Origin of the sequence: Nonomuraea antimicrobica, assembly GCF_039536965.1 — a bacterium.
Lineage (GTDB): Bacteria > Actinomycetota > Actinomycetes > Streptosporangiales > Streptosporangiaceae > Nonomuraea > Nonomuraea antimicrobica.
Genome location: NZ_BAAAZP010000053.1, coordinates 1 through 23,874 on the forward strand (window position 1 = coordinate 1; position 23,874 = coordinate 23,874).

Below are 23,874 nucleotides of genomic sequence, written 5' to 3' on the forward strand. Positions count from 1 at the left end.
CCCACCGGCCGCGGGCCCGCGTGTGCGCGCGGGCGTGCCCAGGTTGAGCGGTGGCGCGGTGCCCCTGCGGGGTTCGAGCGTGGCCCGCCCGGCCGCCTTGCCGCTCTGCTGCTCGGTGTCGAGCGGGGCCGCCGTGGCGGGGATACGGGTGCCGGAAGCGGCGCCCTCGCCCTCCTCCCCGCGCGCGCGGACCTGCCCGGTCGCCGCCGTGGCCGCCGCGCCCGCCGGGTTGGCCACACCGGCCGCCCTGATGAGCGGCTCGGCCTTGCGCAGGCCCCAGCGGCCGATCCTGGCCGAGGCGACCGGCGGCAGCACACCCGCCGAACGCTCCAGCACGGACGAACTCGCCGCCTCGCCGAGCATCCGGGTGGCGACCGTGTGTCCGCTCATGGAGGCGAACAGGTGCTGGAACGGACGCCGGTAGAAGAACACCGTGATCGTCAGCAGGGCCATGAACAGCACCTGCATGCCCCAGGGCATGGCCGTGGAGATGATGAGCGCGTACCCGTAGACCAGGACGCTGAGCACGATCGTCAGCACGGCCTGCCGCAGCAGCGTGCCGATCAGCATCTCCACCCAGCGCATCGCGACGATACGGCCGCTCCCCGGATGTACGCCGATCAACAGGAAGATCGGCCCGAGGATGAGCAACAGCAGGAAGCCCACCTTCAGCACCAGCAGCGAGACCGCCACCAGGAAGATCAGCGTCCCGGCCACCAGCGCGGCGATGAGCGCGCCGATGGCCACGCCGAGCCGGTTCGACCAGTCGCGGCCGGAGAAGGCGGCGTAGCGGGGATCGTTCCTGAGCTTGTCGCCCAGCGCGGCGTACTCGGTCTGGCGGGCCCCCACGTCGGGGGCCGGCTGACCTGCCTGGATCTGCGGCGCCGACTGCATCTCCAGCACTTTGCGGCCCCAGTCGCGCACGATGGGCTGCTGCGGGTCGGCGGTGCCGAACAGGCCCACCAGCCACGGCTTGCAGACCAGCGTGGACCACAGCGCGTCGGCGTTCTGGTCGACGCCCGGTGTGCCGGTCTGCGCGTAGCCGCCCGCCTTGACCTGCGGGTTGGCCTCGCCGGGAGGTGGCAGGCAGGACGCGCCGCCCGCGCCCGGCAGGCCGGAGAAGGCCGAGTTGACGACCTCGCCGGTCTTGTCGGTGACGACCTTGCCCAGGCCGGTGAAGTCGCCGGGCCGGCTGAAGAACCAGACCGCCACGGTGACGGCCAGGACCATCCAGATGACGCCCTCGGCGGTCGTGGTGGCCCGCTTGCGGATCAGGCCGTACCAGGCCAGCCAGATGGCGCCCAGGATGACGATCGGGCGCAGGTAGGGCCAGTACATGGCGTTGGACAGGTTCGTGACGATGTCGTCGACGACGTCCTTGATCGACTGGAGCGGTCCCTCGGTCGCCGCCGCCTGGTACGTCGTGATCGTCAGCCGGTCGACGGCCTTGGCCGCGGTGAAGATGCCGTTGGCCCACATGTTGCCCAGCACGGCCACGTAGTCGGAGCAGGTCAGCTCGTGGGTGTGCCAGAACTGGCCGCTCATGCCGAACTGGGCGTAGTTGGTAGCCGCCGCCGGTGCCGCCGCGGCGGGGGCGGGCGGCTGGATGAGGCCGTCGACGCCGCTGCCCACCATCTCGGGCGAGAGCGGGGCCGACAGGTCGCACGGGGCCGCGGCGACCGGTGTGGACGTCGCGCCCAGCACGAGCGGCACCACCAGGACTCCGGTGACGAGTGCGAGAGTCAACGCCAGTCGTCGGGATAGCCGGATCTTCATGACCGTACCTCCTGAGCCCTGCCCACGCCCCCCTGAAGATCATCATGCCCGGCGCCGCCGGGTTTGTCGTGTGTCGGATTCGTGTCGAGCCAGCGGAGAAGATCCTGGGAGATCAGGTCTACTCCGATGCGGCCCGCCCTGCCATCCAGATCGCGGAATACGCACTCGCCGTTGCCCAGCGAGCGCAGCACGGCCTTGTGCTCCTCCGACGTCTCCACCCCCAGCAGGGACATGACGTGGTCCACCTCCACCCGTTCCGTGGACCTGAACGCGAAGACGGACGACAGGCAGTTGGTCACCTGCTCGTTCAGCAGGTCTCCCGCGTTCTGCGAGACCAGCACGAGAGCGGTGTTGCGGGAGCGGCCCATCCGGCTGACCTCGGGCACCAGCTTGGCGCCCTCGGGCGTGGAGGTGATCGCCCACGCCTCGTCCAGGAAGATCGCCTTGGGGGCGCGCCGGTCGAGGCCGTTCATCAGCCTGCGCGCGAACTGCGAGACCAGGTAGAGCAGGGCCACCGACAGCCGCTGTTCGTAGGAGTAGTCTTCCCTGCTCGTGGCCACGTCGGGGAGCGTCAGCCCGCCCAGCGTGAAGACCGTTGTCCAGCCCTCGGTGTCGATTTGATCACCGCCGGACGGGTCGAAGCAGAGCCTGGCCAGGTGCATCTCCGACATCGAGCGCAGCACCGCGCCCAGGTTCTTCGAGGCGGCGTCCTCGGCCTGCTCCAGGAAGTCGACCACCTTGCCGAGCGAGGGGTCTTCGGCGTTGGACACCGCGGCCACCGCCTGGATCATCGCCGACTCGCGCTCCTCCGACATGCGCGGCAGCAGCAGCCGGAGCGTCTCGGTGGCCATGGTCTTCTTCGCGGCGATGTCGTCGCCGAACGAGAACGGGTCGAGCAGCCCCGGCGCCGCCGAGCCGAGCGGGATGACGCGGGCCTTGCGCCCCCGCTTCTCCAGCAGTTGCACCAGCGACTCCGCGTCGCCCTTGGGGTCGATCACCGCGACCGTCACGCCGCGCAGCGCCATCTGGTAGATCATCAGCAGCGCCAGCGTGGTCTTGCCGCCGCCCGGCTCGCCGGTGATCGCGATGGCGGTCGGCCGGTTGCGGGTGGCCGCCACCAGCGGGTCGAAGTGCACGATGCTGCGGGCCCTGCCGACCGTCTCGCCGATGTACGGGCCGAGCCAGCCCTCGCTGCCCTCCAGCCGGTCGCCCAGGTCCACCGTGGCCGTGGCCATGCCGCCGGCGATCGTCCGCAGCGGCTGGCGCTGGGCGTAGGCGTTGACGCGCACCTTCTCGCCCGGCAGCGCCTCGCAGAACAGCGAGAACTGGTCGCCGGTCGAGTTGACCACGTCGATGCCCATGTCGCGGTAGTGCTCGATCACCGCCTCGACCCGCTGCACGCAGATGTCCTCCGTGGGGGCCGCGACGATCAGCCGGTGCCAGCCGTACACGAAGGGCAGGCGCTCCTTGGTGATGCCGTGCTCCAGCATGCGGGCCGCGTCGATCTGCTCGGCCAGCGCCAGCGGCGCCTCCGCCCCCGCCTCGCGGATGTGGTGGTCCATGTCACGGGCGTGCGCCAGCTTGCGCGCCACGTCCTTGGACGCCTTGACCGGCGGGATCAGCCTCATCCGCGAGGAGATCTCCACCGGGAACGGGAGCTGGTCGGCGAAGTGCATCCACGGCTCACCGTCGGGGAACGGCATCAGGTCGGGGTAGCGGGCGAATGACAGGTGGGCCACGTACGAGTCGCCCTGCGACTGCACGATCCGCAGCAGCGACCTGCCGTTGTGGATCTCTCCCTCGACCAGGGCCTCGATCTCGCCCCTGCCCCAGCGCCGCCTCGGGCTGGCCGACGGGGGCGGGTCGCCGAGCGCGCCCGCCGCCGCGTGCCGGAACAACCACGCCACCTCGACGGAGTTGGCGTGACGGGCGTAGAGCGCGCTCGACGCGAGTGCCCGGCCGAGGCGTTCCGCCTGCTCGGTCCAGCGCCCGATCTCGCTGTCGGGCACGTGGTCGTCCGCCATGCCCAGCGCCTTCTCCGTCTTCTGGTAGAAGCCGAAGACCTGCGACAGCACGCCGCTGCCGAGTTGCTTGCCGCGCGGGCCGAGCCGTACGCCGAGGTAGACCTCCTTGGTCCAGAAGTCCTTGGCCCAGACGTGGCGGTACATCTCCTCCAGGTAGTCGCGCCAGCCCGGCCCCTCGTCGGACGTGGCGTTCAGCGCCATGGCCCACTCCGCCGCGGGGTACGTGCGGTGCGCGACTCTCAGGTGGACCTCGGCGTCGGGCATCCTGATCGCGGCCAGCGCGATCGTGATGTTGGTGGCCAGCGCCTCGCGCTCTTCCGGCGTGACGAACTCGTAGCTGACCGTCGGAAGCCGGAAGTACGCCCAAGCGCAGGTGTCCGTGAGCAGGATGCGATCGTCGAAGTAGCGGACCGCGAGGCGCTGATGCGCACTAGACGCCCTGCTCATGCCGCCCCCTCGGCGCATGAGCGGGCCAGACCTGCTCGCTTGTTCACTTATCGCTCACCGATTCTCGTGCCCGGGGGGTCACTCGCCAACTCCTCTTCGCTCGGTCGTACGGTCTGTGCCGCGAAGCCCGCGACCACCACACCGGCGAGGGCGAGATACGCCCGCCGCCCGGCCGCGCGCAACTGCCCGGGATCGACGACCTCGCCCCCGTCGGGTGCCAGACCGTCCTCCCAGGGGACCCTGACGATGGCCCGGCACCTGCCTCTGGCCATCGACTCCGCCTGCTCGACGTCGGTCATCGAACGCCTGCTCACGCCGTTGACGACCATCACCGCCCGCCTGCGCAGCTCCGCGCAGCCGTGCCCGTCGAGCCACTCGTACGTCATGGCCACCGCCTCGGACGCCTCCTCGCTGGCCGGGACCACCAGGACGAGCTGGTCGGCGTACGGCAGCAACCTGGCCGCCAGGGCGGCGGCCGGGTCGATGACGGCCAGCTTGTAGTGGCGGTCGAGCAGCCGCATGGACTCACCGAGACGATGGTCGGAGAAGAACGACCGGTCCGCGAGACGCTGCTCCGCGCCCGCGTCGGTGTCCGCGCTGATCACCTCCAGGCCGGAGGCGGTCCGCGTGGTGTACCCCCGCATCGTGAGATAGCCGCTGACCCGGTCGAGGCCCGACATCAGCGAGGTCAGGGTCTCCGGGGTCTCCGGCTGGATCTTGCTGGTCAGGGTGCCGCCGCCGGTGTTCGCGTCGACGGCCACGACCCTGTCGTCGCGGTAGTGGGCGAACGTGTGGCCGAGCATGAGCGCCGTGGTGCTCTGCCCCGCTCCGCCGGTGCAGCCCAGGACCACGATCCTGCGACCGCCCCCGAACACGCTCCTGGCCCTCGCCTCGTCGATCTCGGACCCGTCGGTACGCACGCCGCCACCGCCCACGACGACCTGCGCGATGCGCCGCCAGCCGCCGGGGTCGCGCCCGACGACCGACTCGATCCTCCGCACCCGAGCCTCCCCGGGCCGCGGCACGGGCACCGGCGCCACCAACTCCCCAACGCCCTCCCGCTCCCGCACCACCTCACGACCGGCCGCAGTCGGCGCCACCTCACCGGAGACGGTCGCCCGCTCCCGCGCCGCCTCGCGACCGGCCTGGGCCGCCCACTCCCGCGCGCCTTCACGGTTGGCCGCGGCCGTCCGCTCCCGCGCGCCCTCACGACCGGTCGCGGCCGTCCGCTCCTGCGCGCCTTCACGACCAGCCGGGGTTGTCCGCTCGCGCGCGCTCTCACGACCGGCCGGGGTTGTCCGCTCGCGCGCGTCCTCGCGCTCGTCCGAACGCCCGTGCGCCGGCTCTCGCGGAATGTCCCGCGAGCCGGGCACCTTCCCGGATCGGCCTACCGAGACCTCACCGAACTCCAGCACCTGGCCGGACTCGACCGCGGCGATCTCGCTGCCCGAGGTCTCGCCCGCCGGGATCGCACCGATCCTGCCGACCGGCACCTCACCAGATCTGCCGCCCGAAGCCGCACTGGCCGGGACCTCGTCGGCCCTGCCCACCGGCAGCTCACCGAGCATGCCGACCGGCACCTCGCCAGCCGAGACCTCCCCGGCCTCGCCGACCGCGATCTCTCCGGAGTCGGCCGCAGGGATCTCGCCCGCCGCAACCTCACTGGGCCCGCCCGGCAGCACCTCACCCCAGACTGCGTCGCCGCGAACGGCGTCACCCCGGACTGCGTCGTCGCCTTCGATGTCGTCGCGTCCGATGTCGTCGCGTCCGGGTACTCGCTCGTCGTCCTTGCGGACGCCCGGCCAGGGCACCGGCTTGGCGTTGGGGTGGAGCGGCGGCCACGCCCGCTGCGCGCCCGGCAGCAACGGCCCCGGGGCGAGCCGCGGCGGCTGCCCCTTCCTGTGCTGGTCGCGGGCGAGTTCGTCGTCGTGCCGCTCGTCGTGTTGTTCGTCGTGTTGTTCGTCGTGCCGTTCGCCGTTCCGGACCGCTCCGGCCTCTCCCGGATGCGTACCAGCCTCCTCCGAATGCGTTCCGGCCACTTCCGGATGCGCCTCTGCCCGGCCGGGGGCGTCGGCGGGGGCGTCGGCACTGGCCGCCAGCCGCCGCAGTCGTCGCAGCGCCTCGGTGTCGATGGGCTTGCCCACCGTCGGCCTGCGCGCCCCGTCCGCCCCGACCGGCGCGTCCTCCACATGCGCCGCGCCCGGATCCTCGGCCTTCGCCCACATGTCTTCGTCCCGCGCCTCGTCCACCGTGGCACGGGCCTCGCGCACCTCGTCCACCGTGGCACGGATGTCCCGCGCCTCGTGCGTTGGGGCACGGACCTCGTCCCCCGCGCCGTCAACCACCTCGGGAGGCAACTCGAAGTTCGCCGCGCGAGCCGACTCGCGGGCGGGCTCCCGGATCGCCTCGCGGACGGGCTCACGCGCGGGCTCACGAACCGGCTCACCGGCGGGTTCACGCGCCAACTCGCGGATGGCCTCATGGCCGGGCTCGCGGACAGGCTCCCGGACCGGGACGCGGCCCGACTCCCGGGCCTCCCCGGCCCTCCCGCGCGTCGCCTCGTCAGCCCTCCCGCGCGCCGCCTCCCCGGCTCTCCCTCGCGTCGCTTCCCTGGCCCTCTCGCGTGTCGCCTCGCCGGCCGCCGCGCTCGTGCGTTCGACCGGCTCGGGCCGGGGCCGCTCGACCGGCGTACGTCCACCGGACACGCGGGCGGCGCCCACGGCCTCCTCCACGAGCGGCACCTGTTCCAGACCCCGTCCAGAACCGCCTGAGAGCCCCTCCTCGCGCCGGACGGTCCCCGCCGGGGCCCCAGGGACCCCCTGACGCGCCCGGGCCTTCAGAGCGGGCGCTGTCCCCCTCCTGGTGCCCCAGCCGGAACGCGTGGGCGTCGGCTCGGCGACGGGCGCCTGTGCCGCGGCCGCCGCGGCCGCCGCGACGGCGGGACGCACCTGCCGGGGGGCGATGATCCGCTGCCCCTCGCGCCGCCGCTGCGCATGGCGGGCCTTGCGCGGCCCCTTTGCCTTGGCCCGCGCCGGAGTCGTACGCCAGACCCGCCCCGAGAACGTGACGGTCTCGGGCTCGGAGGTGGCCGCCAGGCGGTACCACGCCTTCGGCTGACCCAGGTAGCGAAGCTGGGACTCCATCAACTCGGTGAGCCGCTTGCCCTCGATGACCGGACGGGTGGACAACCACGTCACGATGCCCGGCGGCACCAGGAACAACACGTGCCAGGGCATCTCCACCGGCACGCCCACCAGGACCAGCAGGAGCGACCACGGGACGAACACCCCGACGAACACTCCGATCCAGACGATGGGCAGCGGCATCGGCAGCCGTAGGTCGTACAGCTTGTAGAGCCGCTTCTCGATACGCCAGATGTTCGTGTACGTGGGCAGGTCCAACGCGGTCCTCCTCTCCACCCGCTCGTACATGACCGCCGAGGGGCGGTCTCAACCCTTACCTGATGCCCAGTGCGCCCGCGATCGCCTTCGCCGTCACCTCGATGATGTTGGGCACGTAGAAGATCACACCGATGGCCACAGCCAATATCAAGAACTGTACGAACCGCGTGATCTCGCGGGTGAAGAGGAAGAACAGCGCGACCACGGAGACGACAACGAGGAACAAAGGGGCGAAGAACGCACGCAGGAAGTCGGCGAGCCCTCCGGTGTCTATGCCGGTCGGCGTGGGCGTCGGCGTCATCGCGATCAAGGTGAGCACTTCGGTCTTCAAGGTCACTTCTCGTCCTTCCGGGGGGTACCGTGCAGCAGCGCGGCCGTACGTCTATCCAACGACCCGGCCGCCGCCGCGTATGTCGGCGACGAACCACTTGTCGCCCTGCTTTTCGACGGTCAGGCGGTAGACCTGCTCCAGCGTGCCGCCGACCGCCGCAGGGTCGGTGGCGTCGGGAGCGGGCGAGGCGTCGGCGCTGGGCACGGCCCACACCACCACTGCCTGAATCTCTCGGGTGGCACCCCCCACAGGCACCACGACTTCCTTGAGCTGCGAGAAGGTGAACGCGCCCCCGAAGCTGGGCAGGCTCTTGCCCGCCGCGACGTAGCGCTGCAGCCCGGCGGCGTCACCGGAGGCGTATTCCTTGAAGAAGCCCTCCAACTGGGGTTTGAGCTCGGCGGCGGCCGCGTCGTCGGCCTCGGGCGTCGCGATCTGGGGGAGGTCGGCCGGGGCCGGGGCGGGCAGGATCGCCGGGCGGCCCGCCACGACGAAGCGGCCTCCGCCGTCGTCGCCGGAGTAGTAGATCGGCACCGACAGCATCATCCGGCGCGGGCCCGACTGGAACGCCACGCTGACCACGGCGTTCTTGTCGTCGGTGGCCTCCACGTCGTAGGGCTGGACGGCGACCGCGGCCAGTTTGCCGTAGCCGTCCCAGCCCATCTGCGGGTCCATGCCCTCGGCCAGGAACGCGGCCAGTTTGTTGGACCTGCTGGCGGCGTCTTCCGGGCTGAAATTCAGATAGACCCCCGCGAACTGGGCGGCGAACGCCATGCCTCGCTCGGTGGGAAATCCCTTGTTCACGTCGACGACACTGTTCGTCGTCGGAGGCGCTTGCTGGGTAAACCGCTCAAATGGGGCACGGACCCCATTCACTACGATAACCACAATAAGCGCCCAGAGAATGATGCGACCGGTCCACACCAGCCACCGTCCGCCGCCACCCGACCAGCCACCACGCCGCGGCCTGCGGGGCGGCGGCGCGTCGAAGTCAGCCGTGTCAAGGGTTGCGGAAAGCCCGGGGCCGTCAGCGATCCGAGGATCGTGGACGGTAGACCTACGAGCCATCACGCCTCCGCTCGCGCCGATCCCCCCGGCTGGCGCGGTGTCGTCCGTTGCCGATCCCCATCATCCGCGGTGAAGTAGTCACCCTATCCGGTCTCCGCCATTGTTCCAGGAAAGCCACGCCCATGCTGCGGCATGACCGTCCTGACGGCAAACCGGGCCCGTATGACCGGTCACCGTGCCGATTCCTGTCACTTCCCGGTGGAAAGGGCTTTTGACCAGGCCAGATACCTAAAATCGCATAGCGTGTCAGCCACGGATTCCTGTCCAAAATAGGCATGGACTGTCGCGACCTGCGGATTCGGCATGGATCGCGGACGGAGCGCGGCGCGTCAGGCCGGCTCGGGGTCCTGGCTGGTGCGCGCCTGACGCCTGCTGTGCAGGTCGACCACCGTGGGCCGGACCGCCCGCTCCAGAGAGCCGCGCAGGTCGGCCAGCATCTCGGCGGGCTCGCGGTCCCGCATCCTGGTCGCCATCTCGTTGCGCTCGTCGACCTTCCTGCGGAGGTACGCCTCGCGGTTGACGCGCAGGCCGTACATCAGCTCGACTCTGATCAGGGCGAGCTCCTCCTCGAGGCTGATGCCCGCGAGTGTGGGTGCCGGGCGTCGTTTCCGGATGATGCGACGGATCATGAGGGCCTCCCGAGTCAGCGTGAACGCCGTGACGATTCGACGCGCAGGGGCCCAAAGTGGTTGACATATCAGTTGTCCCCGGAGCAAACGTCGCGTCCGTTCCCGGGGAGCAGCCGTCCATGGGGGCTTCGCCGCCGTCCCGCCGTCGGTAACCTACCGTAACGAAGGTTCGCACTCCGTGATTGGACTCATGACATGCGCCGAATCGTCGCGGCACTCGCGCCCGCCGCCATGCTCACCGCGTACGCCCTCCTCGGCACCCCCGCCGCCGCCGTGCCCGCCCGGGTGCCCGTCTGGGTGCCCGTGTGGGTGCCCGCGTGGGTGACAGCCGATGAATGCACCGACGACGGGGGCACCATCACGCCGGTCGGCGAGGGCAAGGCCATCTGCACCGGCGGCACCTGGGACAACCAGCTCATCCGCAGCTGACGACTCCCCCGCCCGGGCCTCCCCCCGAAGCCACCCGGCGTTCCCGGGCGGCGCGGCGTTCCCGGGCGGAATGACCGATTGGGGTCGTAGCGGACGCGCAGCTAAGATCACCGCATCGTCACTCGAATGTGGGCCGCCGCAGGCCGATACCGCTTCGGACGCCCCGCCGCCGCCGTCGTCGCGCTCTATCTGGTCGCCGTCGCCACAGCCGCGGCACTCGCCGTGGGCTCCGGCGAGCTGCGGGCGCTGGCGGTGGCCGCGACCGGCGGCACGGGCGTCCTCTTCGAGCAGGACGACTGGCTGGGCCCCGCGCTCGCCGGGATCTGCCTGCTCAACGCCTGGATGTTGTGGCAGGTGCTGCGCGGTCCCGCGCTGCCGCGCGCAGTGGGGCTGCCGCGCGGTGTGATCTGGCTGCGGCGGCTGCTCTACCTGGGCGTCGCCGGCGATCTGGTGCTCTGGCAGCTCGTCGACGAGGTGTCCGAGACCGGAGCGAACGCCGCGAGCCAGACCCTGTGGGTCGCCACCGTGATCCTCCTGTTACGGGTCATGTCCGGGGTCTCCACCTGGTTCAAGGCGATCGCCCTCATGCTCGGCGTGATCGGCGTGGTGGCCCCGTTACCGCTGCTCCACCTCGGCGGCGGCGCCCCTCAGATGATCGGCCCGCTGGTGCTGGCGGGCCTCGGCTCCATGGTGATGATCCTCGTCGGGCAGCGGCGCGACGGACGGTGGAGCGACGCCACGATCGACATCGGGCGGATCTCGCTCATCACCCCGCTCGTCTTTCCGCTGCTGGGTCTCGTTCTGCCGGGCGGGTGGCCCGAGGGCCTGGTACTCCTGGTGGACACGCTCGGCATGTTCTCCCTGGTGTGGCTGGCGCGCACCGCGCACGAGGTCGCCACCCAGCCCACCATCGGGCCCGCCGGACCCACCGGACCCACCACCGGGCCGACCCCCGAACCCGCCACCGGGCACGCCGCCCGGTCCGCCTCCGGGCGCGGGCCGCGGCTGCCGGTCGCCGTCGCGCTCGTTCTGCCGTTCCTCGTGGTCGGCTCCGAGGAAGGTGCGCGGATCAGCTTCACCGACCCGGACGAGCACTGCCGCGGACAAACCCTGCCCTACGCCGACACCCGGCCGCAGGACAGGCCGCGTAGCTTCCTCTGCCTCGCCAGAGACGACACCTTCACGGGGACGCCGATGTTCCCCGAGGACCTGCCGGACCAGCGTGTCCTGGCGTACGGCGAGGAGCTGTGCGCGGTGCCCGGCGTCGAAGAACGGCAGGCGCGGCTGCGGCGGGCGGGCGGGGCCGCGGACGCCACCCGGCTCGGCGACGCCCTGGAGTTCCTGTGCCCCGGCGTCGTCGCCCGGCAGCGGGCCGACGAGGCACGCAGGCAGGCCGAGCGGGAGAAGGAACAGGAGAAGGAGGCGGCCGCATGGGCGGCCGAGCTGAGCGCCGGCTGCGCCGACCCCTGGCCGAAGCTGCGGGCCAGGCGGCAGGGCACCACCGCCTACCAGCTCTTCGAAGGGGGCGGCTACCACGTCTACGACGACCGGGACGACACCGAGGGCCCGGCCGCGGACATGCTCAGGGCCATCGACGACGGGTTCATCGACGCCGCGGGCAGCAGCGCCGCCATCACGACCTACGGCGAGAACGAGCCGATGTGCCTCACGGTCAAGGCGTTCGGCCACGCCCCGCCGCTCCGGCTCAAGGGCTGGGAACAGGTGGTCGAGGTGGGCCTCGTCAGCCGCAGCGGCCGGCTGGTCGTGCCGCCGTATCCCGAGGGCGGCGACAGCGGGGCGGTCGGGCCGCTGCCCAACCTGGCCGTCGACGGCCCCGGCCGCTACCGGATGCGCGTCTACACCCGCTCGTACGAATGGGACGAGGCCGACCCGGAGGCGCCCCTGGAGGAGCACCTGATCGTCGTCTACCCGGGCCGCGCCACGAAGAAGATCGTCCACCGCGCGGCGCGTTGATCCGGCGCGAGGCCGGGCTCAGACGTTGAAGCGGAACTCCACGACGTCACCGTCGCGCATGACGTAGTCCTTGCCCTCGATCCTGGCCTTGCCCGCCGAGCGCGCGCCCGCGATGGAGCCGATCTCGACCAGGTCGTCGAACGAGACCACCTCGGCCTTGATGAAGCCGCGCTGGAAGTCGGTGTGGATCACGCCGGCCGCCTCCGGCGCCGTGTCGCCCTTGCGGATCGTCCAGGCCCTGGTCTCCTTCGGCCCGGCCGTCAGGTAGGTCTGCAGCCCCAGCGTCTCGAAGCCGACCCTGGCGAGCTGGCGCAGCCCCGACTCCTCCTGGCCGACCGACTGCAGCAGCTCGAGCGCCTCCTCCTCGTCGAGCTCGACCAGCTCCGACTCGATCTTGGCGTCGAGGAAGACGGCCTCGGCCGGGGCGACCAGCGCGGAGAGCTGCTCCCTGAGCGCGGCGTCGGTCAGCTCGTCGGCGTCGAGGTTGAACACGTAGAGGAACGGCTTGGCCGTCAGCAGGTGCAGCTCGCGCAGCTCGTCGCGGTCGAGGCCGCTCTCGAAGACCGTCTTGCCGGTCTCCAGTACGGCCAGCGCCGCCTCGGCGGCCTCCAGCGCGGCCTTCTTGTCCTTGTTGTTGCGCGCCTCCTTCTGCAGGCGCGGTACGGCCTTCTCGACCGTCTGCAGATCGGCCATGATCAACTCGGTGTTGATCGTCTCGATGTCGCGCTTGGGGGAGATCTCCCCGTCGACGTGCGTGACGTCGGGGTCGCCGAAGACGCGGATGACCTGGCAGATCGCGTCGGTGTCGCGGATGTTGGCGAGGAACTGGTTGCCCCTGCCCTGCCCCTCCGAGGCCCCCTTGACCAGGCCCGCGATGTCGACGAACTCGACCTTGGCGGGCAGGACGCGGGCCGAGCCGAAGATCTCGGCCAGCACGGGCAGCCGGTCGTCGGGCACGCCGACGATGCCCACGTTGGGCTCGATGGTGGCGAAGGGATAGTTCGCCGCGAGCGCGTTGCCGGTCTTGGTCAGCGCGTTGAAAAGCGTGGACTTTCCGACGTTGGGCAGGCCGACGATGCCGATGGACAGACTCATGCGACCGGCCCCGCCACTCGCGTCGGTCGCCGACCACTGGCTCTGCTGGGTGCCTCGCTACGCTCGCTCACAGACGCAGAGTTTACTTGCTGAGCAGCGACAGACAGGTCACCGGACGATAGCTCCCGTCGGCGCGCAGGTAGCGGCCCGAGCCGGACGGGCAGCTGGCGGGCTCGGCCGCGAACGCCAGCACCCTGGCCCAGGCGTGCGGCGAGTCGCAGGGCACCCTGGTGACGGCGGAGCGGGCGATCACGTCGGTGGCGGGCTCGGCCACGCACGCGCCCCGGTCGAGCACCTGACCGCCGCCGCCGAGGCAGATGACCTGGGCGTCGCCTTCGAGGGTGTCGAGGGTGCCGCTGGGGCAGGCGGCGGCGTCGCGGGTGAGGGCGACGGACCTGCCGTACCAGCCGGGCTGGGCGCAGGCCCGCTCGCGGCCGTCGACGGTGACGCAGTCGCCGGGTCTGAGCAGGCCGCCGCCTCCCCCGGGGGCGCCGGGGTGCGGCTCCAGGAAGTTGCGTACGCACGCCGTACGTCCCGAGCCCACCCGCAGGACGTCGTCGGTGTCCACCGGGCAGTCGCCGGGCCCCGGCGGGTCGGAGGCCATGGCCACCACTTCAGAACGGCCGCCGTTGCACGGGGTCAGCGCGTAGTCGCCCGTCACGCACGCGCCGGGAGACCAGCGCAGCTCCGGCTGAGGCCGCCGGTCCTCCCGCGAGCCGCCCTGCGAGCCCGCGATGACGGCGCCGGTCAGCACGACCAGGATGGCCGCCACGGCGCCCGCGGCGGCCACCTGACTCGGGAGCATGTTCATCCATGTACTGTGCGTGATATTCGGTCACGGACACAACCGGAACGCCCAGGCGTGTCGGGGAGAAGCGGCCCGGGAGTCCTGCAATCATCGATCGGGTGGACGTCGTCTCGCTCGTCATAGGTCTCGCCGTCGGGTTGCTCGTCGGGTTCCTCCTGGCCAGGACACGCGCGGCGGTGCGGGTGGCCGAGGCAGACGCGCGGGCCAGGTCGGCCGCCGAGAAGCTGGTCTACGTCGAGGAGCAGCTCGCCGAGCGTTTCCAGGCGCTGTCCACACGCGCGCTCGACGTCAACAACGTACGTTTCCTGGAGCTCGCCGAGACCAGGCTCGCGGCCAGCCGCGCCGAGGCCACCGGCGACCTGGAGCAGCGCAGGCAGGCCGTCGAGCACCTGGTCGAGCCGCTGAAGGACGCCCTGGCCCGGGTCGAGTCGCAGCTCCGCGACACCGAGTCCGGCCAGCGGGCCGCGCGGGCCGAGCTGGCCAAGCAGATGGACTTCGTCCGCCAGAGCAACGAGCAGCTCCGCTCGCAGACCACCGCCCTGGTCAGGGCCCTGCAGCGGCCCGAGGCCCGGGGCAGGTGGGGCGAGCTGCAGCTCCGCAGGGTCGCCGAGATCGCCGGGATGCAGCACCACTGCGACTTCGACGAACAGGTCACAGAAGGGCCCATGCGGCCCGACATGGTCGTCAGGCTGGCCGGGGGCAAGAACATCGTGGTCGACTCCAAGGTCTCGCTGGCGGCCTATCTGGAGGCCGCGGAGGCGTCCGACGAGTCGCTCGCCACCGTACGCCTCGACGCGCACGCCCGGCACGTACGCGAGCACATCGACCGGCTGGCGGCCAAGGCGTACTGGCAGGGGTTCAACCCGTCGCCGGAGTTCGTGGTGCTGTTCATCCCCGGGGAGGCGTTCCTGGCGCCGGCCCTCGAACGCGATCCCACGCTGCTGGAATACGCCATGACGCGCCGCGTGCACATCGCCACCCCGACGACGCTGATCACGATGCTGCGCACCGCGCACTACGCCTGGCAGCAGGCCGCGCTCAGCGAGAACGCGCGGGCGGTGTTCGAGCTGGGCAAGGAGCTGTACGAGCGGCTGTCGTCCCTGGGCAGGAACGTCGAGTCGCTGGGCAGGGCGCTGACGCGGGCCGTGGAGGCGTACAACAAGTCGGTCGGATCGCTCGAAAGCCGCGTCCTGGTCACCGCGCGCAAACTACACGATCTGGGTGTGGTCGACGGCGATCTCGACACCCCGGAGATGCTCGAAGGGCTGCCCAGACCCCTCGCATCCCCCGAACTGCTCGAAACCTCACCTCTGATTTCCCACGCGAACGGTAAGTTGGCCAACGGGTCGCAATAAACGGGGGGTGGCCAGTGGGTGAGAAAGGCAGGCGTTCTGCCGTCAGGCTGACGGCTCGCGGCGCCATCGCGCTCGCCCTGGTGGCCACGCTGGCGGGCTACGTGCTGACCGCCGTGCTCGACGTCGAGTACATCGTGGGCGCCGCGTTTGTGCTGGCCAGCACGCTGGGCGCGCTGCTGGTCAACCGGCGCGAGCTGCTGTCGCTGGTGGTGACGCCGCCGCTGGTGTTCTTCTGCGCCACGCTGTTCGTCGAGCTGGGGCGGGCCTTCGGGTCGGTGTCGATCGTGCAGTCGCTGGCGCTGGGGCTCTACACGTCGCTGACGCGGGGGGCGCCCTGGTTGTTCGCGGGCTCGGCCGTGGTGCTGGGCGTCGCGTGGCGGCGTGGCCTGCGCGACAACGTACGCGAGCTGCGGGAAGAGCTTAAGGCGGGCGCGGAGGTGCCGCGCCCGCGCCAGCCGTTCGTGCCCGAGCCGGAGGGATATTTCGAGCCCAAGGTCTACGGGACCCCGCGCGGCGAGGACTGACCTACGACGTGCGGAGATCCTTGCGCAGCTCATGGGGCAGGGCGAAGCGCATGCGCTCGTCCACCGGCTCGATCTCGGCGACGTCGCCGAAGCCGCGCGCGGAAAGGTATGCCAGCACCTCCTCGACCAGCTCTTCCGGCACCGACGCGCCGCTGGTCACGCCGACCGTGGTGACGCCGTCGAGCCACTCTTCGCGGATGAAGTCGGCGTTGTCGACCAGGTACGACGCCCGCGCACCGTAGTCTTTGGCCACCTCGACCAGTCGCTTGGAGTTGGAGGAGTTGTCGGAGCCGACCACGATGACGAGTTGCGACTCTGCCGCGATCTCCTTGACCGCCACCTGGCGGTTTTGAGTCGCGTAGCAGATGTCGTCGCTCGGCGGGTCGATCAGCAGGGGGAAGCGCTGCTTGAGCCTGGCCACGGTCTCGTTGGTCTCGTCGACCGACAGCGTGGTCTGCGACAGCCACACCAGCTTGCTCGGGTCTTTGACCTGCACCTGGTCGACCGCGTCGAGACCGTCGACGAGCCGGATGTGCTCAGGCGCCTCGCCCGAGGTGCCCTCGACCTCCTCGTGGCCCTCGTGACCGATCAGCAGGATGTCGTAGTCGTTCGCGGCGAACCTCTTCGCCTCGTTGTGCACCTTGGTGACCAGCGGGCAGGTGGCGTCGATCGTACGCAGACCGCGCTGCCTGGCCTCCTCGTGGACCGCGGGCGACACGCCGTGGGCGGAGAACACCACGATCTCCCCCTCCGGCACCTCCTCGGTCTCTTCGACGAAGATGGCGCCCCTGGCCTCGAGCGTCTTGACGACGTGGGTGTTGTGGACGATCTGCTTGCGCACGTAGATCGGCGCGCCGTACTGCTCCAGAGCCTTCTCTACCGCTACCACGGCTCGATCGACTCCGGCACAGTAGCCGCGCGGCTTGGCGACGAGGACTCTGCGGGAAGTGGGGGTCTGGGGCTCCATACTTTCTATGCTACGTGGAGCGGCCGTACGGCCCGCGCGTGCGTGGCCGCCCGCGGCTTGCCAGACTGGCCGTCCAATACTGACCTCCCAGGGAGACGTACATGTCCCTCAGCGACGTGATACGCAACATCGCTAAAACCGTGACCAACAAGGACGAGCTCAAGGAGAAGGCCAAAGACCTGCCGCTCCTCGTCGTCCAGACCACGCTGAGCGTCGCCGGGCAGGCGCTGCTGCTCGTCGACCGGATGAAGAACTCCATCAAGGGCCTGGCGACCAAGGAGGAGCGCGAGGAGGAGAACGACTCGCGCCCGCTCGCCGCCGAGCAGGTGGCCACGGCCCCGGCCGAGGCGGAGTCGTCCGGCGAGTCGTCCGGCGACAAGCAGGCGCGCAAGGAGCCGGTCATCTTCGCGCCGCGCCCCGGCACCGCCGAGCCCAACGGGGTCGCCAAGACCAAGCCGGACCCGGTCATCTTCGCTCCGGCCGGCAAGCAGGACAAGGCAGACAAGTCCGAGACACCCGAGACGGCCGACAAGTCCGTCCAGGCCGACCGGACGGAGTCCGTGGCCGTCGTGGAGCCGGAGACCGCGCCCAAGCCGGACGTCACACCCAAGCCGGACGTCACGTCCAAGCCGGACACCGAGACCAAGCCGGTGGCCGAGACCAAGCCGGTGGCCGAGACCAAGCCGGTGGCCGAGACCAAGCCGGTGGCCGAGACCAAGCCGGTCGTGGAGTCCAAGCCGGTGGCCGAGACCGAGACCGAGACCGTGTCCGCGCCCGAGCCGGTTGCCGAGCCGGTGGCCGAGCCCGCTGTCGAGCCCGCTCCCGCCGCGCAGGTCAAGGCCGCCGAGCCCGCCAAGGCGCCCAAGCCCGCCGGCAAGCCGGCCGAGCCGCTGCCCGGCTACTCCGACCTCACCGTCGCCTCCCTGCGCGCCAGGATGCGCGGCAAGACCGCCGAGCAGATCGGCGACTACCTCGCGTACGAGAAGGCGACGACCGGGCGGCCCGAGGTCATCCGGATGTTCGAGAACCGTCTCGCCAAGCTCCAGGCCGGGGAATAGATCGCGCCGAACCCGTAGTCTTCCGCCATGACCTCGAAGACCACGCCAGAGTCTCCCCTGCCGATCCGCACGGTCCTGCAGATGGTGGGTGGCTGGATCGGGAGACTCGGCACGGTCTGGGTCGAGGGTGAGATCACCGACCTGAGCGCGCGTGGCGGCACGGTGTTCCTGACCCTGCGCGACCCGGTCGCCAACGTGTCCGCCAGGGTCACCGCCCCCCGTGGCGTCTATGAGGCGACGGTGCCGCGGCCGTCCAACGGCTCCAGGGTGGTGCTGCACGTCAAGCCCGACTTCTGGGTCAACAAGGGCTCCTTCGCGTTCACCGCGCTGGAGATGCGCCCCGTCGGCGTGGGCGAGATGATGGTCAGGCTCGAACGGCTCAGGCAGTTGCTGGCCGCCGAGGGGCTGTTCAACGCCGACAGGAAGCGGCGGCTGCCGTTCCTGCCCGGCACGATCGGGCTCATCTGCGGCCGAGAGTCGGCGGCCGAGCGCGACGTGCTGGAAAACTCCCGGCGGCGCTGGCCCGCCGTGCGGTTCAAGGTCGAGGAAGTGGCCGTTCAGGGGCCGTACGCGGTGGCCGAGGTGACCGAGGCGCTGCGCAGGCTCGACGCCGACGCCTCGGTCGACGTGATCGTCGTCGCCCGTGGTGGCGGCTCGCTGGAAGACCTGCTGCCGTTCTCCGACGAGACCCTCGTGCGCGCGGTGGCCGCCTGCCGCACGCCCGTGGTGAGCGCGATCGGCCACGAGCAGGACAGCCCGCTGCTCGACCTGGTGGCCGACGTACGCGCGTCCACCCCGACCGACGCGGCCAAGAAGGTCGTGCCCGACGTCGGCGAGCAGCTCACGCTGGTCCGCCAGCTCCGCGACCGGGGCCGCAGGGTGCTCAGCGGCTGGCTGGACCGGGAGATGTCCTGGCTGACGTCCGCACGGTCGCGGCCCTCGCTGGCCGACCCCGTACGCGAGCTGGAACGCCGCGCGGAGCAGGCCGAGGCGCTGCGCGACCGGGCCAGGCGTTCGTTGTCCGGCTCGCTCGACCGTGCCGCCGACGATCTCACCCACCTGCGGGCCCGCCTCGTCGCCCTGTCGCCCGCGGCCACGCTGGAGCGTGGTTACGCGATCGTCCAGCACCCGTCAGGGGAAGTGGTTCGCCTGGCCAAAGACGTCGCCCCCGGGTCGGTGCTGACGATCCGGCTGACCGACGACCGGCTCACCGTACGCACGGAGGAACAGGACGAGACCGACGACGCCTGACCGGCCCGAGACGCACGGCGGCCCGCCGCGTCAACGGGCCTGACGGGTGACGCCTTCGGCCAGCCCGGTCAGTCCGGCCTTGATCTCCTCGACCGTCATGCCGCGCTCCTCCCGCTGGAAGGCGATCAGGCAGGCGTTGATCGGCGCGAGGAGGGCGTCGGCCAGGTAGGAGGCGTCGGCCCGCGGGCACGCCTGCCCGAGCAGCGTGGCCAGGTGCAGGTGATGCACCCGGTACGGCCCCCCGAGCAGAGGCGCCTTGCCTCCCGTCTCCAGCAGCAGGAACAACCCCTGCTGCGCCACGATCCGGTCGACCAGCGCGTGCAGGAACGCCACGATCCGTTCGTCGGCGGGGGCACCAGGGCCCAGGGGCGGCGGCCCGGTGAGGAAGGCCGCCTGGAACTGCCGCTCCCAGTCGTCGAGCAGCGCGAAAATCAGTGTTGACCGGTCGCCGAAGCGCCGGTAGACGGTGCCCACGCCGACGCCCGCGACCCGGGCGACCTCGTCGAGTGACAGCTCCTCGGCCCCGCGTTCGGCGATCATGCGCGTCGCGACCTCGATGATCTTCTGCCGGTTCCGCGCGGCATCGGCGCGCTCTGGCTGGGGTTGCCCGACGATGGGCAGCGATCGACGTCCAGGCACGCAGTCGAGCATACCGCTGGTAATCGGAGAGTTCTCCGGTTAATCTTCAACCGGAGAACTCTCCGATTCTGAGGAGCAAAGATGCCCAGCGATTTCAACCAGAAGGTCATCGGCGAGTTCCGGGCCAACGAGGGCCGGGTCGGCGGCATACTCCAGGGCTCGCCGATCGTGCTGCTCACCACGACCGGGGCCAGGAGCGGCAGGTCGATCACCACGCCGCTGGTGTACCTGCCGGACGGGGACCGTCAGGTCATCATCGCCTCCAACGGCGGCGCCGACACCCACCCCGCCTGGTACCACAACCTGCGCGCCACCCCGGAGGCCACGGTGGAGATCGGGACGGAGACGTTCGGGGTCAGGGCGGAGTTCGTGGACGGCGACGAACGCGACCGTCTCTACGCCCGGATGGTGGCACAGGCCCCGCAGTTCGCCGACTACGAGGCCAAGACCACCCGCCGCATCCCGGTGGTCGCCCTCCTCCGCACCGTCAACTGACCCCCTCACAGAGACACGTCGCCGCGGACGGGATGCGGGCGGGAGGAGGCGGGGTCAGAAGGGGGCGTCGTCGGAGTGGCCGGCGTTGGGCTCCGAGCGGCGGGCCATGGCGGCGGCGAGCTTGACCCTGGCCCCCTGGAGCCACTCCTCACAGACGGCCGCCAACTTCTCCCCCCGCTCCCACAGCTCGATCGACTGCTCCAGGGTGAGCCCGCCCGTCTCCAACCGGCGCACCACCTCGGTCAGCTCCTCGCGTGCCTGCTCGTACGAAGGTGCCTTCTCCTCTGCCACACAGCCCAGCCTAGACGTGCGGACCGGTCGCGTCCGACAGCATCAGCCCTGGGGCCGCTGCTGGAGTCGCGCCGCCAGCTCACCCAGCTCCGCCCAGTCGGCCGTGCCGGTGATGACCAGCGTCACGTCGGGCAGCACGCGTACGAGCGAGCGCTGGTTCTTGTCCTCGCGGAACCGCTGCTCCCACGCCACCCCGCCGACCTGTTGCGTCCCCGTGGCCTTGTCGGTGTTGGCCATGCGGCTGGCGAAACCGGCCGCGGGCTGCTCGTTGCTCTGCGCGAACATCGCGTGCTCCCGTTTGGCGGTGGCGTAGCCGAGGTAGAGGACCGCCGCGCCGTTCTCGCCCTTGGCGATCCTGTTGCTGTTGGGCACCCAGTCGGCCGGGTCCTGCTGGGGGGACCACACGCCGTACGGCACGGTGTGGCCGAAGTTGGCGACGGTGATCGAGTAGTCGAGCCGCGGGATGTGCTCTTCCCGGCTCTGCGGGGTGACCAGCAGGAACACTCCCGCCCCCGCGAGGCAGACGAACAGGGCTACCGCGTAGCCGTACAGACCTTGGGTGAAGCGCACAATTGGCGAGGTTACCCGCTGGAGGGGGCGGTCGCCGAAGCGGCCGGGCGGATCTGGCCGATGATGGCGAGCACCTGCTCGGCCAGGACGCGATCGTCGGAGAGCACGACCTCGGAGACCGCCGCGGCCAGGGCACCGGTGATCACCACCACGAGGGCCTGCTCGTTCTCGAACAGCGCCGCGTTGCGCTGGGCCCACTTGCGCAGCCGGTCACGCATGACCACGTCGAAGCCGGGCGGCCCGTCGCCGCGCAGGAACAGCGCGGCCAGCTCGCGCTCCTCCAGGCAGCCGTCCAGGTAGGCGCGGGCGGCGCTGATGAACACGCACATCGGGTCGGTCTCGCCGTCGCCGCGGGCGGTGCGGGCGGCCCGCTTGGTGCGCTGCGTCTGCCTGGCCTGGAACTCCTCCCACAGCGTGAGATAGAGATCGGCCTTGCCGGAGAAGTGGTGGTAGAGGCTGCCCACGCTGGCCTCGGCCCTGGCCACCACGTCGGTGACGCCCGCCTCGGCGAACCCTTTGGAGACGAAGACCTCTCTGGCCGCCGCGAGCAGCGAGCTGCGCGTGGCCGCGCCACGCTCGGACGTGCGCGGCTGGGTGACGACGTCGTCCACATCGCTCATTCGGATCTCCTCCACAGCCGGGCGCCACGCACCATGTTGGAGGCAAGATCCTGGTCGCGCACGGCGTATGGCGCAAAATCCGTTCTCCGCTAGCAGATTATCCCCCTCCGACCGGGCAGAGACCGGCAACTACGATCGAGGTAGACGTCCCACGAGGAGGCCAGCCAATATGTCCGACCAGACTTCCGTGCCGCCGGCGCTCGCCACCAGCGAGCGCGCCCCCGATCGAAACCTGGCGCTGGAGCTCGTCCGTGTCACGGAGGCGGCCGCGATGGCGGCGGCCCGGTGGGTCGGCCGGGGTGACAAGAACGGCGCCGACGGCGCGGCGGTGAACGCCATGCGCCAGCTCATCAGCACGGTGTCGATGAACGGAGTGGTCGTCATCGGCGAGGGCGAGAAGGACAGCGCCCCCATGTTGTACAACGGCGAGCGGGTCGGCGACGGCTCCGGCCCCGACTGCGACGTGGCGGTCGACCCCATTGACGGCACCCGGCTGACGGCGCTCGGCATGCCCGACGCGGTGTCGGTGATCGCGGTCAGCGAGCGCGGCTCGATGTACGACCCCTCGGCCGTGTTCTACATGGAGAAGCTGGTCACCGGCCCGGAGGCCGCCGACGTGGTGGACATCGAGGCCCCGGTGGCCGCGAACATCAACGCCGTGGCCAGGGCCAAGCACTGCTCGCCGTCCGACGTGACCGTGGTGGTGCTCGACCGGCCCCGGCACGAACGCCTGGTCAAGGAGATCAGGGAGGCGGGCGCGCGCATCAAGTTCATCACGGACGGCGACGTGGCCGGCGCGATCATGGCGGCCCGCCTGGGCACCGGCATCGACCTGATGCTCGGCATCGGCGGCACCCCCGAGGGCATCGTGGCCGCGTGCGCGCTCAAGTGCCTGGGCGGCGTGATCCAGGGCAGGCTGTGGCCGCGCGACGACGCCGAGCGGCGCAGGGCCCTCGACGCCGGGCACGACCTCGACCAGGTGCTCACCACCAACGACCTGGTCAGCTCCGACGACGTGTTCTTCGCGGCGACCGGCATCACCCAGGGCGAGCTGATGCACGGCGTACGCTTCCGCGCGGGCTCGGCGGTGACGCAGTCGCTGGTGATGCGCGGGCGATCGGGCACGATCAGGAGGATCGAGAGCGAGCACCAGCTCTGGAAGCTGCGCGCGTACAGCGCGATCAACTTCGACACGGCAGGCTGAGCCGGGGCGGCGGGCTGGCGACGGCGCTCGAGGCAGGGCGGCGGGGCGGCGGGGCGGCGAGGCGATGAGGCGGCGGGCTAGCGGCGGCGCTTGCGGCGGGGCGGCTCTTTGACCTTGACCTCGCCGGCGAAGTTCGTGGTGTGCACCTCCACCACGGGCGCGCCCGGCTCGGTCGGCTGCTTGGTCAGGCGGACCGTCTTGTCCTTGGTCACCCTGATCACCTCCAGCCCCTCCGGCACGTGGATCTCCAGGCCGCCGAAGACGAGGGTGGCGTTGATGATGATGCGCCGGTTCTGCAGGATCGCGTCGCGGAAGTCCAGCTTGGTGGTGCCGAACATGGCCGTCACGCCCAGCTCGGCGGGCACCACCCAGCGCCCGCCGCGCTGCTCCTTCTTGAAGATGGCCGCGACCGGCCGGTCGTCGAGGTTGAGCGGCTGTTGGTCGGCGGGCAGCAGGTCGGTGGTGAGCGAGGCCAGCTCGCCGAGCGTACGCGCGGCGTAGAGCGTGCCGAGCCGCTCTTCCAGCTCCTCCAGCGTGAGGCGCCCGTCGGCGTGCGCGTCCTGGAGCACCTGGGCGATGCGTTCGCGGTCGGCGTCGGAGGCGCGCAGCTCGTGCGGTGGCGGCACGTCGCTCTGCGCGGCGGGGGCGCGGCGGGCGGACACGAACTCCTCGGCCAGCCGCTCCCCGACTTCTTGCAGCTTCGGCAACCACGATCCCGCGCGTTCGTTCACACTTCTGACGATATCCGGCGCTCGCCCCGTTCGCTCGTCCCGATTGAACGGGTGTCAGTGGATTCCGGCCAGCAGTCCGGCGATCTCCTCCGCGAGTTCCCGATTCACCTCGGCGTGGCGGTTCGGGAGCCGTACCACATCGCACCGGAAACGGGTCCGGCGCTCCGGTCTCTCAGAAATTTCTTAGGAA

The 23,874-nt window shown here is 71.0% G+C and carries 22 protein-coding genes; 8 read left to right on the forward strand and 14 right to left on the reverse strand.

Annotation, left to right across the window (positions count from 1 at the left end; translation table 11 throughout):
* The 6 genes from ABD844_RS14985 to ABD844_RS15010 all read right to left on the reverse strand — a co-directional run.
* Positions 1-1,776, reverse strand: a 1,776-nt coding sequence (locus ABD844_RS14985; protein ID WP_344877212.1) for a type IV secretion system protein, incomplete at its 3' end; no start/stop codon positions are given.
* Positions 1,773-4,247 (reverse strand): ATP-binding protein, encoded by a 2,475-nt coding sequence (locus ABD844_RS14990; RefSeq protein ID WP_344877214.1) that lies wholly within the window; start codon positions 4,245-4,247, stop codon positions 1,773-1,775. The genes ABD844_RS14990 and ABD844_RS14985, both read right to left, overlap by 4 nt.
* 47 nt (positions 4,248-4,294) lie before the next feature.
* Positions 4,295-7,648: a TcpE family conjugal transfer membrane protein gene (locus ABD844_RS14995; RefSeq protein WP_344877216.1), complete on the reverse strand. Its 3,354-nt coding sequence runs from the start codon at positions 7,646-7,648 to the stop codon at positions 4,295-4,297.
* 55 nt (positions 7,649-7,703) lie between these two features.
* Positions 7,704-7,949, reverse strand: a complete 246-nt coding sequence (locus ABD844_RS15000) for a hypothetical protein (protein ID WP_344877274.1) — start codon at positions 7,947-7,949, stop codon at positions 7,704-7,706.
* A gap of 81 nt (positions 7,950-8,030) precedes the next feature.
* Positions 8,031-8,780: a conjugal transfer protein gene (locus tag ABD844_RS15005; RefSeq protein WP_344877218.1), complete on the reverse strand. Its 750-nt coding sequence runs from the start codon at positions 8,778-8,780 to the stop codon at positions 8,031-8,033.
* Positions 8,781-9,373: 593 nt separating this feature from the next.
* On the reverse strand, positions 9,374-9,673 hold the full coding sequence (locus ABD844_RS15010; protein ID WP_344877220.1) for a hypothetical protein: 300 nt from the start codon (positions 9,671-9,673) through the stop codon (positions 9,374-9,376).
* Positions 9,674-9,868: 195 nt separating this feature from the next.
* Here ABD844_RS15010 and ABD844_RS15015 point away from each other — a divergent pair, with 195 nt between their 5' ends.
* Both ABD844_RS15015 and ABD844_RS15020 read left to right on the forward strand, forming a co-directional pair.
* Complete coding sequence (locus ABD844_RS15015; protein WP_344877222.1) at positions 9,869-10,102, forward strand: hypothetical protein; 234 nt, start codon at positions 9,869-9,871, stop codon at positions 10,100-10,102.
* A gap of 126 nt (positions 10,103-10,228) precedes the next feature.
* Positions 10,229-12,076, forward strand: coding sequence for a hypothetical protein (locus ABD844_RS15020; protein ID WP_344877224.1), 1,848 nt, complete (start codon positions 10,229-10,231; stop codon positions 12,074-12,076).
* A gap of 18 nt (positions 12,077-12,094) precedes the next feature.
* Here the strand turns inward: ABD844_RS15020 and ychF are convergent, their stop codons facing one another.
* Positions 12,095-13,171 (reverse strand): redox-regulated ATPase YchF, encoded by a 1,077-nt coding sequence (gene ychF, locus ABD844_RS15025; protein ID WP_344877226.1) that lies wholly within the window; start codon positions 13,169-13,171, stop codon positions 12,095-12,097.
* A gap of 82 nt (positions 13,172-13,253) precedes the next feature.
* Positions 13,254-13,982, reverse strand: coding sequence for a hypothetical protein (locus tag ABD844_RS15030; RefSeq protein ID WP_344877228.1), 729 nt, complete (start codon positions 13,980-13,982; stop codon positions 13,254-13,256).
* Positions 13,983-14,077: 95 nt separating this feature from the next.
* Here ABD844_RS15030 and ABD844_RS15035 point away from each other — a divergent pair, with 95 nt between their 5' ends.
* Positions 14,078-15,334: a DNA recombination protein RmuC gene (locus ABD844_RS15035; RefSeq protein WP_425568567.1), complete on the forward strand. Its 1,257-nt coding sequence runs from the start codon at positions 14,078-14,080 to the stop codon at positions 15,332-15,334.
* A 14-nt stretch (positions 15,335-15,348) separates the two neighbouring features.
* Complete coding sequence (locus ABD844_RS15040; RefSeq protein ID WP_344877230.1) at positions 15,349-15,858, forward strand: DUF6542 domain-containing protein; 510 nt, start codon at positions 15,349-15,351, stop codon at positions 15,856-15,858.
* A gap of 1 nt (position 15,859) precedes the next feature.
* Here ABD844_RS15040 and ABD844_RS15045 read toward each other — a convergent pair whose 3' ends face one another.
* A complete protein-coding gene (locus tag ABD844_RS15045; protein WP_344877232.1) occupies positions 15,860-16,825 on the reverse strand; it encodes a 4-hydroxy-3-methylbut-2-enyl diphosphate reductase in 966 nt (321 codons plus the stop codon).
* A gap of 101 nt (positions 16,826-16,926) precedes the next feature.
* On the opposite strand from ABD844_RS15045, the gene ABD844_RS15050 reads away from it, so the two are divergent.
* Positions 16,927-17,883 carry a DUF8129 domain-containing protein gene (locus tag ABD844_RS15050; RefSeq protein ID WP_344877234.1) on the forward strand — a complete coding sequence of 319 codons (957 nt, stop codon included), beginning with the start codon at positions 16,927-16,929 and terminating at the stop codon, positions 17,881-17,883.
* 27 nt (positions 17,884-17,910) lie between these two features.
* Positions 17,911-19,134, forward strand: coding sequence for an exodeoxyribonuclease VII large subunit (xseA, locus tag ABD844_RS15055; protein ID WP_344877236.1), 1,224 nt, complete (start codon positions 17,911-17,913; stop codon positions 19,132-19,134).
* Positions 19,135-19,164: 30 nt separating this feature from the next.
* On the opposite strand, the gene ABD844_RS15060 is transcribed toward xseA, so the two are convergent.
* The gene (locus tag ABD844_RS15060; protein WP_344877238.1) at positions 19,165-19,773 is read right to left on the reverse strand and encodes a TetR/AcrR family transcriptional regulator; all 609 of its coding nucleotides are present in this window, start codon (positions 19,771-19,773) and stop codon (positions 19,165-19,167) included.
* 81 nt (positions 19,774-19,854) lie between these two features.
* Here ABD844_RS15060 and ABD844_RS15065 point away from each other — a divergent pair, with 81 nt between their 5' ends.
* Entirely contained in the window at positions 19,855-20,268 is a 414-nt protein-coding gene (locus ABD844_RS15065) for a nitroreductase family deazaflavin-dependent oxidoreductase (RefSeq protein ID WP_344877240.1), read from the forward strand.
* 54 nt (positions 20,269-20,322) lie between these two features.
* Here ABD844_RS15065 and ABD844_RS15070 read toward each other — a convergent pair whose 3' ends face one another.
* The 3 genes from ABD844_RS15070 to ABD844_RS15080 are packed head-to-tail and all read right to left on the reverse strand — an operon-like array spanning position 20,323 to position 21,749.
* On the reverse strand, positions 20,323-20,559 hold the full coding sequence (locus ABD844_RS15070; RefSeq protein WP_344877242.1) for an exodeoxyribonuclease VII small subunit: 237 nt from the start codon (positions 20,557-20,559) through the stop codon (positions 20,323-20,325).
* 42 nt (positions 20,560-20,601) lie between these two features.
* The gene (locus ABD844_RS15075) at positions 20,602-21,129 is read right to left on the reverse strand and encodes a DUF4245 domain-containing protein (protein ID WP_344877244.1); all 528 of its coding nucleotides are present in this window, start codon (positions 21,127-21,129) and stop codon (positions 20,602-20,604) included.
* An 11-nt stretch (positions 21,130-21,140) separates the two neighbouring features.
* A complete protein-coding gene (locus ABD844_RS15080; RefSeq protein WP_344877246.1) occupies positions 21,141-21,749 on the reverse strand; it encodes a TetR/AcrR family transcriptional regulator in 609 nt (202 codons plus the stop codon).
* A gap of 169 nt (positions 21,750-21,918) precedes the next feature.
* Between ABD844_RS15080 and glpX the strand changes: the two genes are divergently transcribed.
* The gene (glpX, locus tag ABD844_RS15085) at positions 21,919-22,953 is read left to right on the forward strand and encodes a class II fructose-bisphosphatase (protein ID WP_344877248.1); all 1,035 of its coding nucleotides are present in this window, start codon (positions 21,919-21,921) and stop codon (positions 22,951-22,953) included.
* Positions 22,954-23,030: 77 nt separating this feature from the next.
* Here the strand turns inward: glpX and ABD844_RS15090 are convergent, their stop codons facing one another.
* Positions 23,031-23,684, reverse strand: a complete 654-nt coding sequence (locus ABD844_RS15090) for a DUF1707 SHOCT-like domain-containing protein (protein ID WP_344877250.1) — start codon at positions 23,682-23,684, stop codon at positions 23,031-23,033.
* Positions 23,685-23,874: the final 190 nt, after the last annotated feature.

Bases quoted from the DNA above. Each gene is read 5' to 3' on its own strand.
- ABD844_RS15015 (WP_344877222.1), top strand. From the start codon at position 9,869: ATGCGCCGAATCGTCGCGGCACTCGCGCCCGCCGCCATGCTCACCGCG.
- ABD844_RS15080 (WP_344877246.1), bottom strand. From the start codon at position 21,749: ATGAGCGATGTGGACGACGTCGTCACCCAGCCGCGCACGTCCGAGCGT.
- ABD844_RS15030 (WP_344877228.1), bottom strand. From the start codon at position 13,982: ATGAACATGCTCCCGAGTCAGGTGGCCGCCGCGGGCGCCGTGGCGGCC.
- ABD844_RS14990 (WP_344877214.1), bottom strand. From the start codon at position 4,247: ATGAGCAGGGCGTCTAGTGCGCATCAGCGCCTCGCGGTCCGCTACTTC.
- ychF (WP_344877226.1), bottom strand. From the start codon at position 13,171: ATGAGTCTGTCCATCGGCATCGTCGGCCTGCCCAACGTCGGAAAGTCC.
- glpX (WP_344877248.1), top strand. From the start codon at position 21,919: ATGTCCGACCAGACTTCCGTGCCGCCGGCGCTCGCCACCAGCGAGCGC.
- ABD844_RS15010 (WP_344877220.1), bottom strand. From the start codon at position 9,673: ATGATCCGTCGCATCATCCGGAAACGACGCCCGGCACCCACACTCGCG.
- ABD844_RS15065 (WP_344877240.1), top strand. From the start codon at position 19,855: ATGCCCAGCGATTTCAACCAGAAGGTCATCGGCGAGTTCCGGGCCAAC.
- ABD844_RS15045 (WP_344877232.1), bottom strand. From the start codon at position 16,825: ATGGAGCCCCAGACCCCCACTTCCCGCAGAGTCCTCGTCGCCAAGCCG.
- ABD844_RS15000 (WP_344877274.1), bottom strand. From the start codon at position 7,949: ATGACGCCGACGCCCACGCCGACCGGCATAGACACCGGAGGGCTCGCC.
- ABD844_RS15050 (WP_344877234.1), top strand. From the start codon at position 16,927: ATGTCCCTCAGCGACGTGATACGCAACATCGCTAAAACCGTGACCAAC.
- xseA (WP_344877236.1), top strand. From the start codon at position 17,911: ATGACCTCGAAGACCACGCCAGAGTCTCCCCTGCCGATCCGCACGGTC.
- ABD844_RS15020 (WP_344877224.1), top strand. From the start codon at position 10,229: ATGTGGGCCGCCGCAGGCCGATACCGCTTCGGACGCCCCGCCGCCGCC.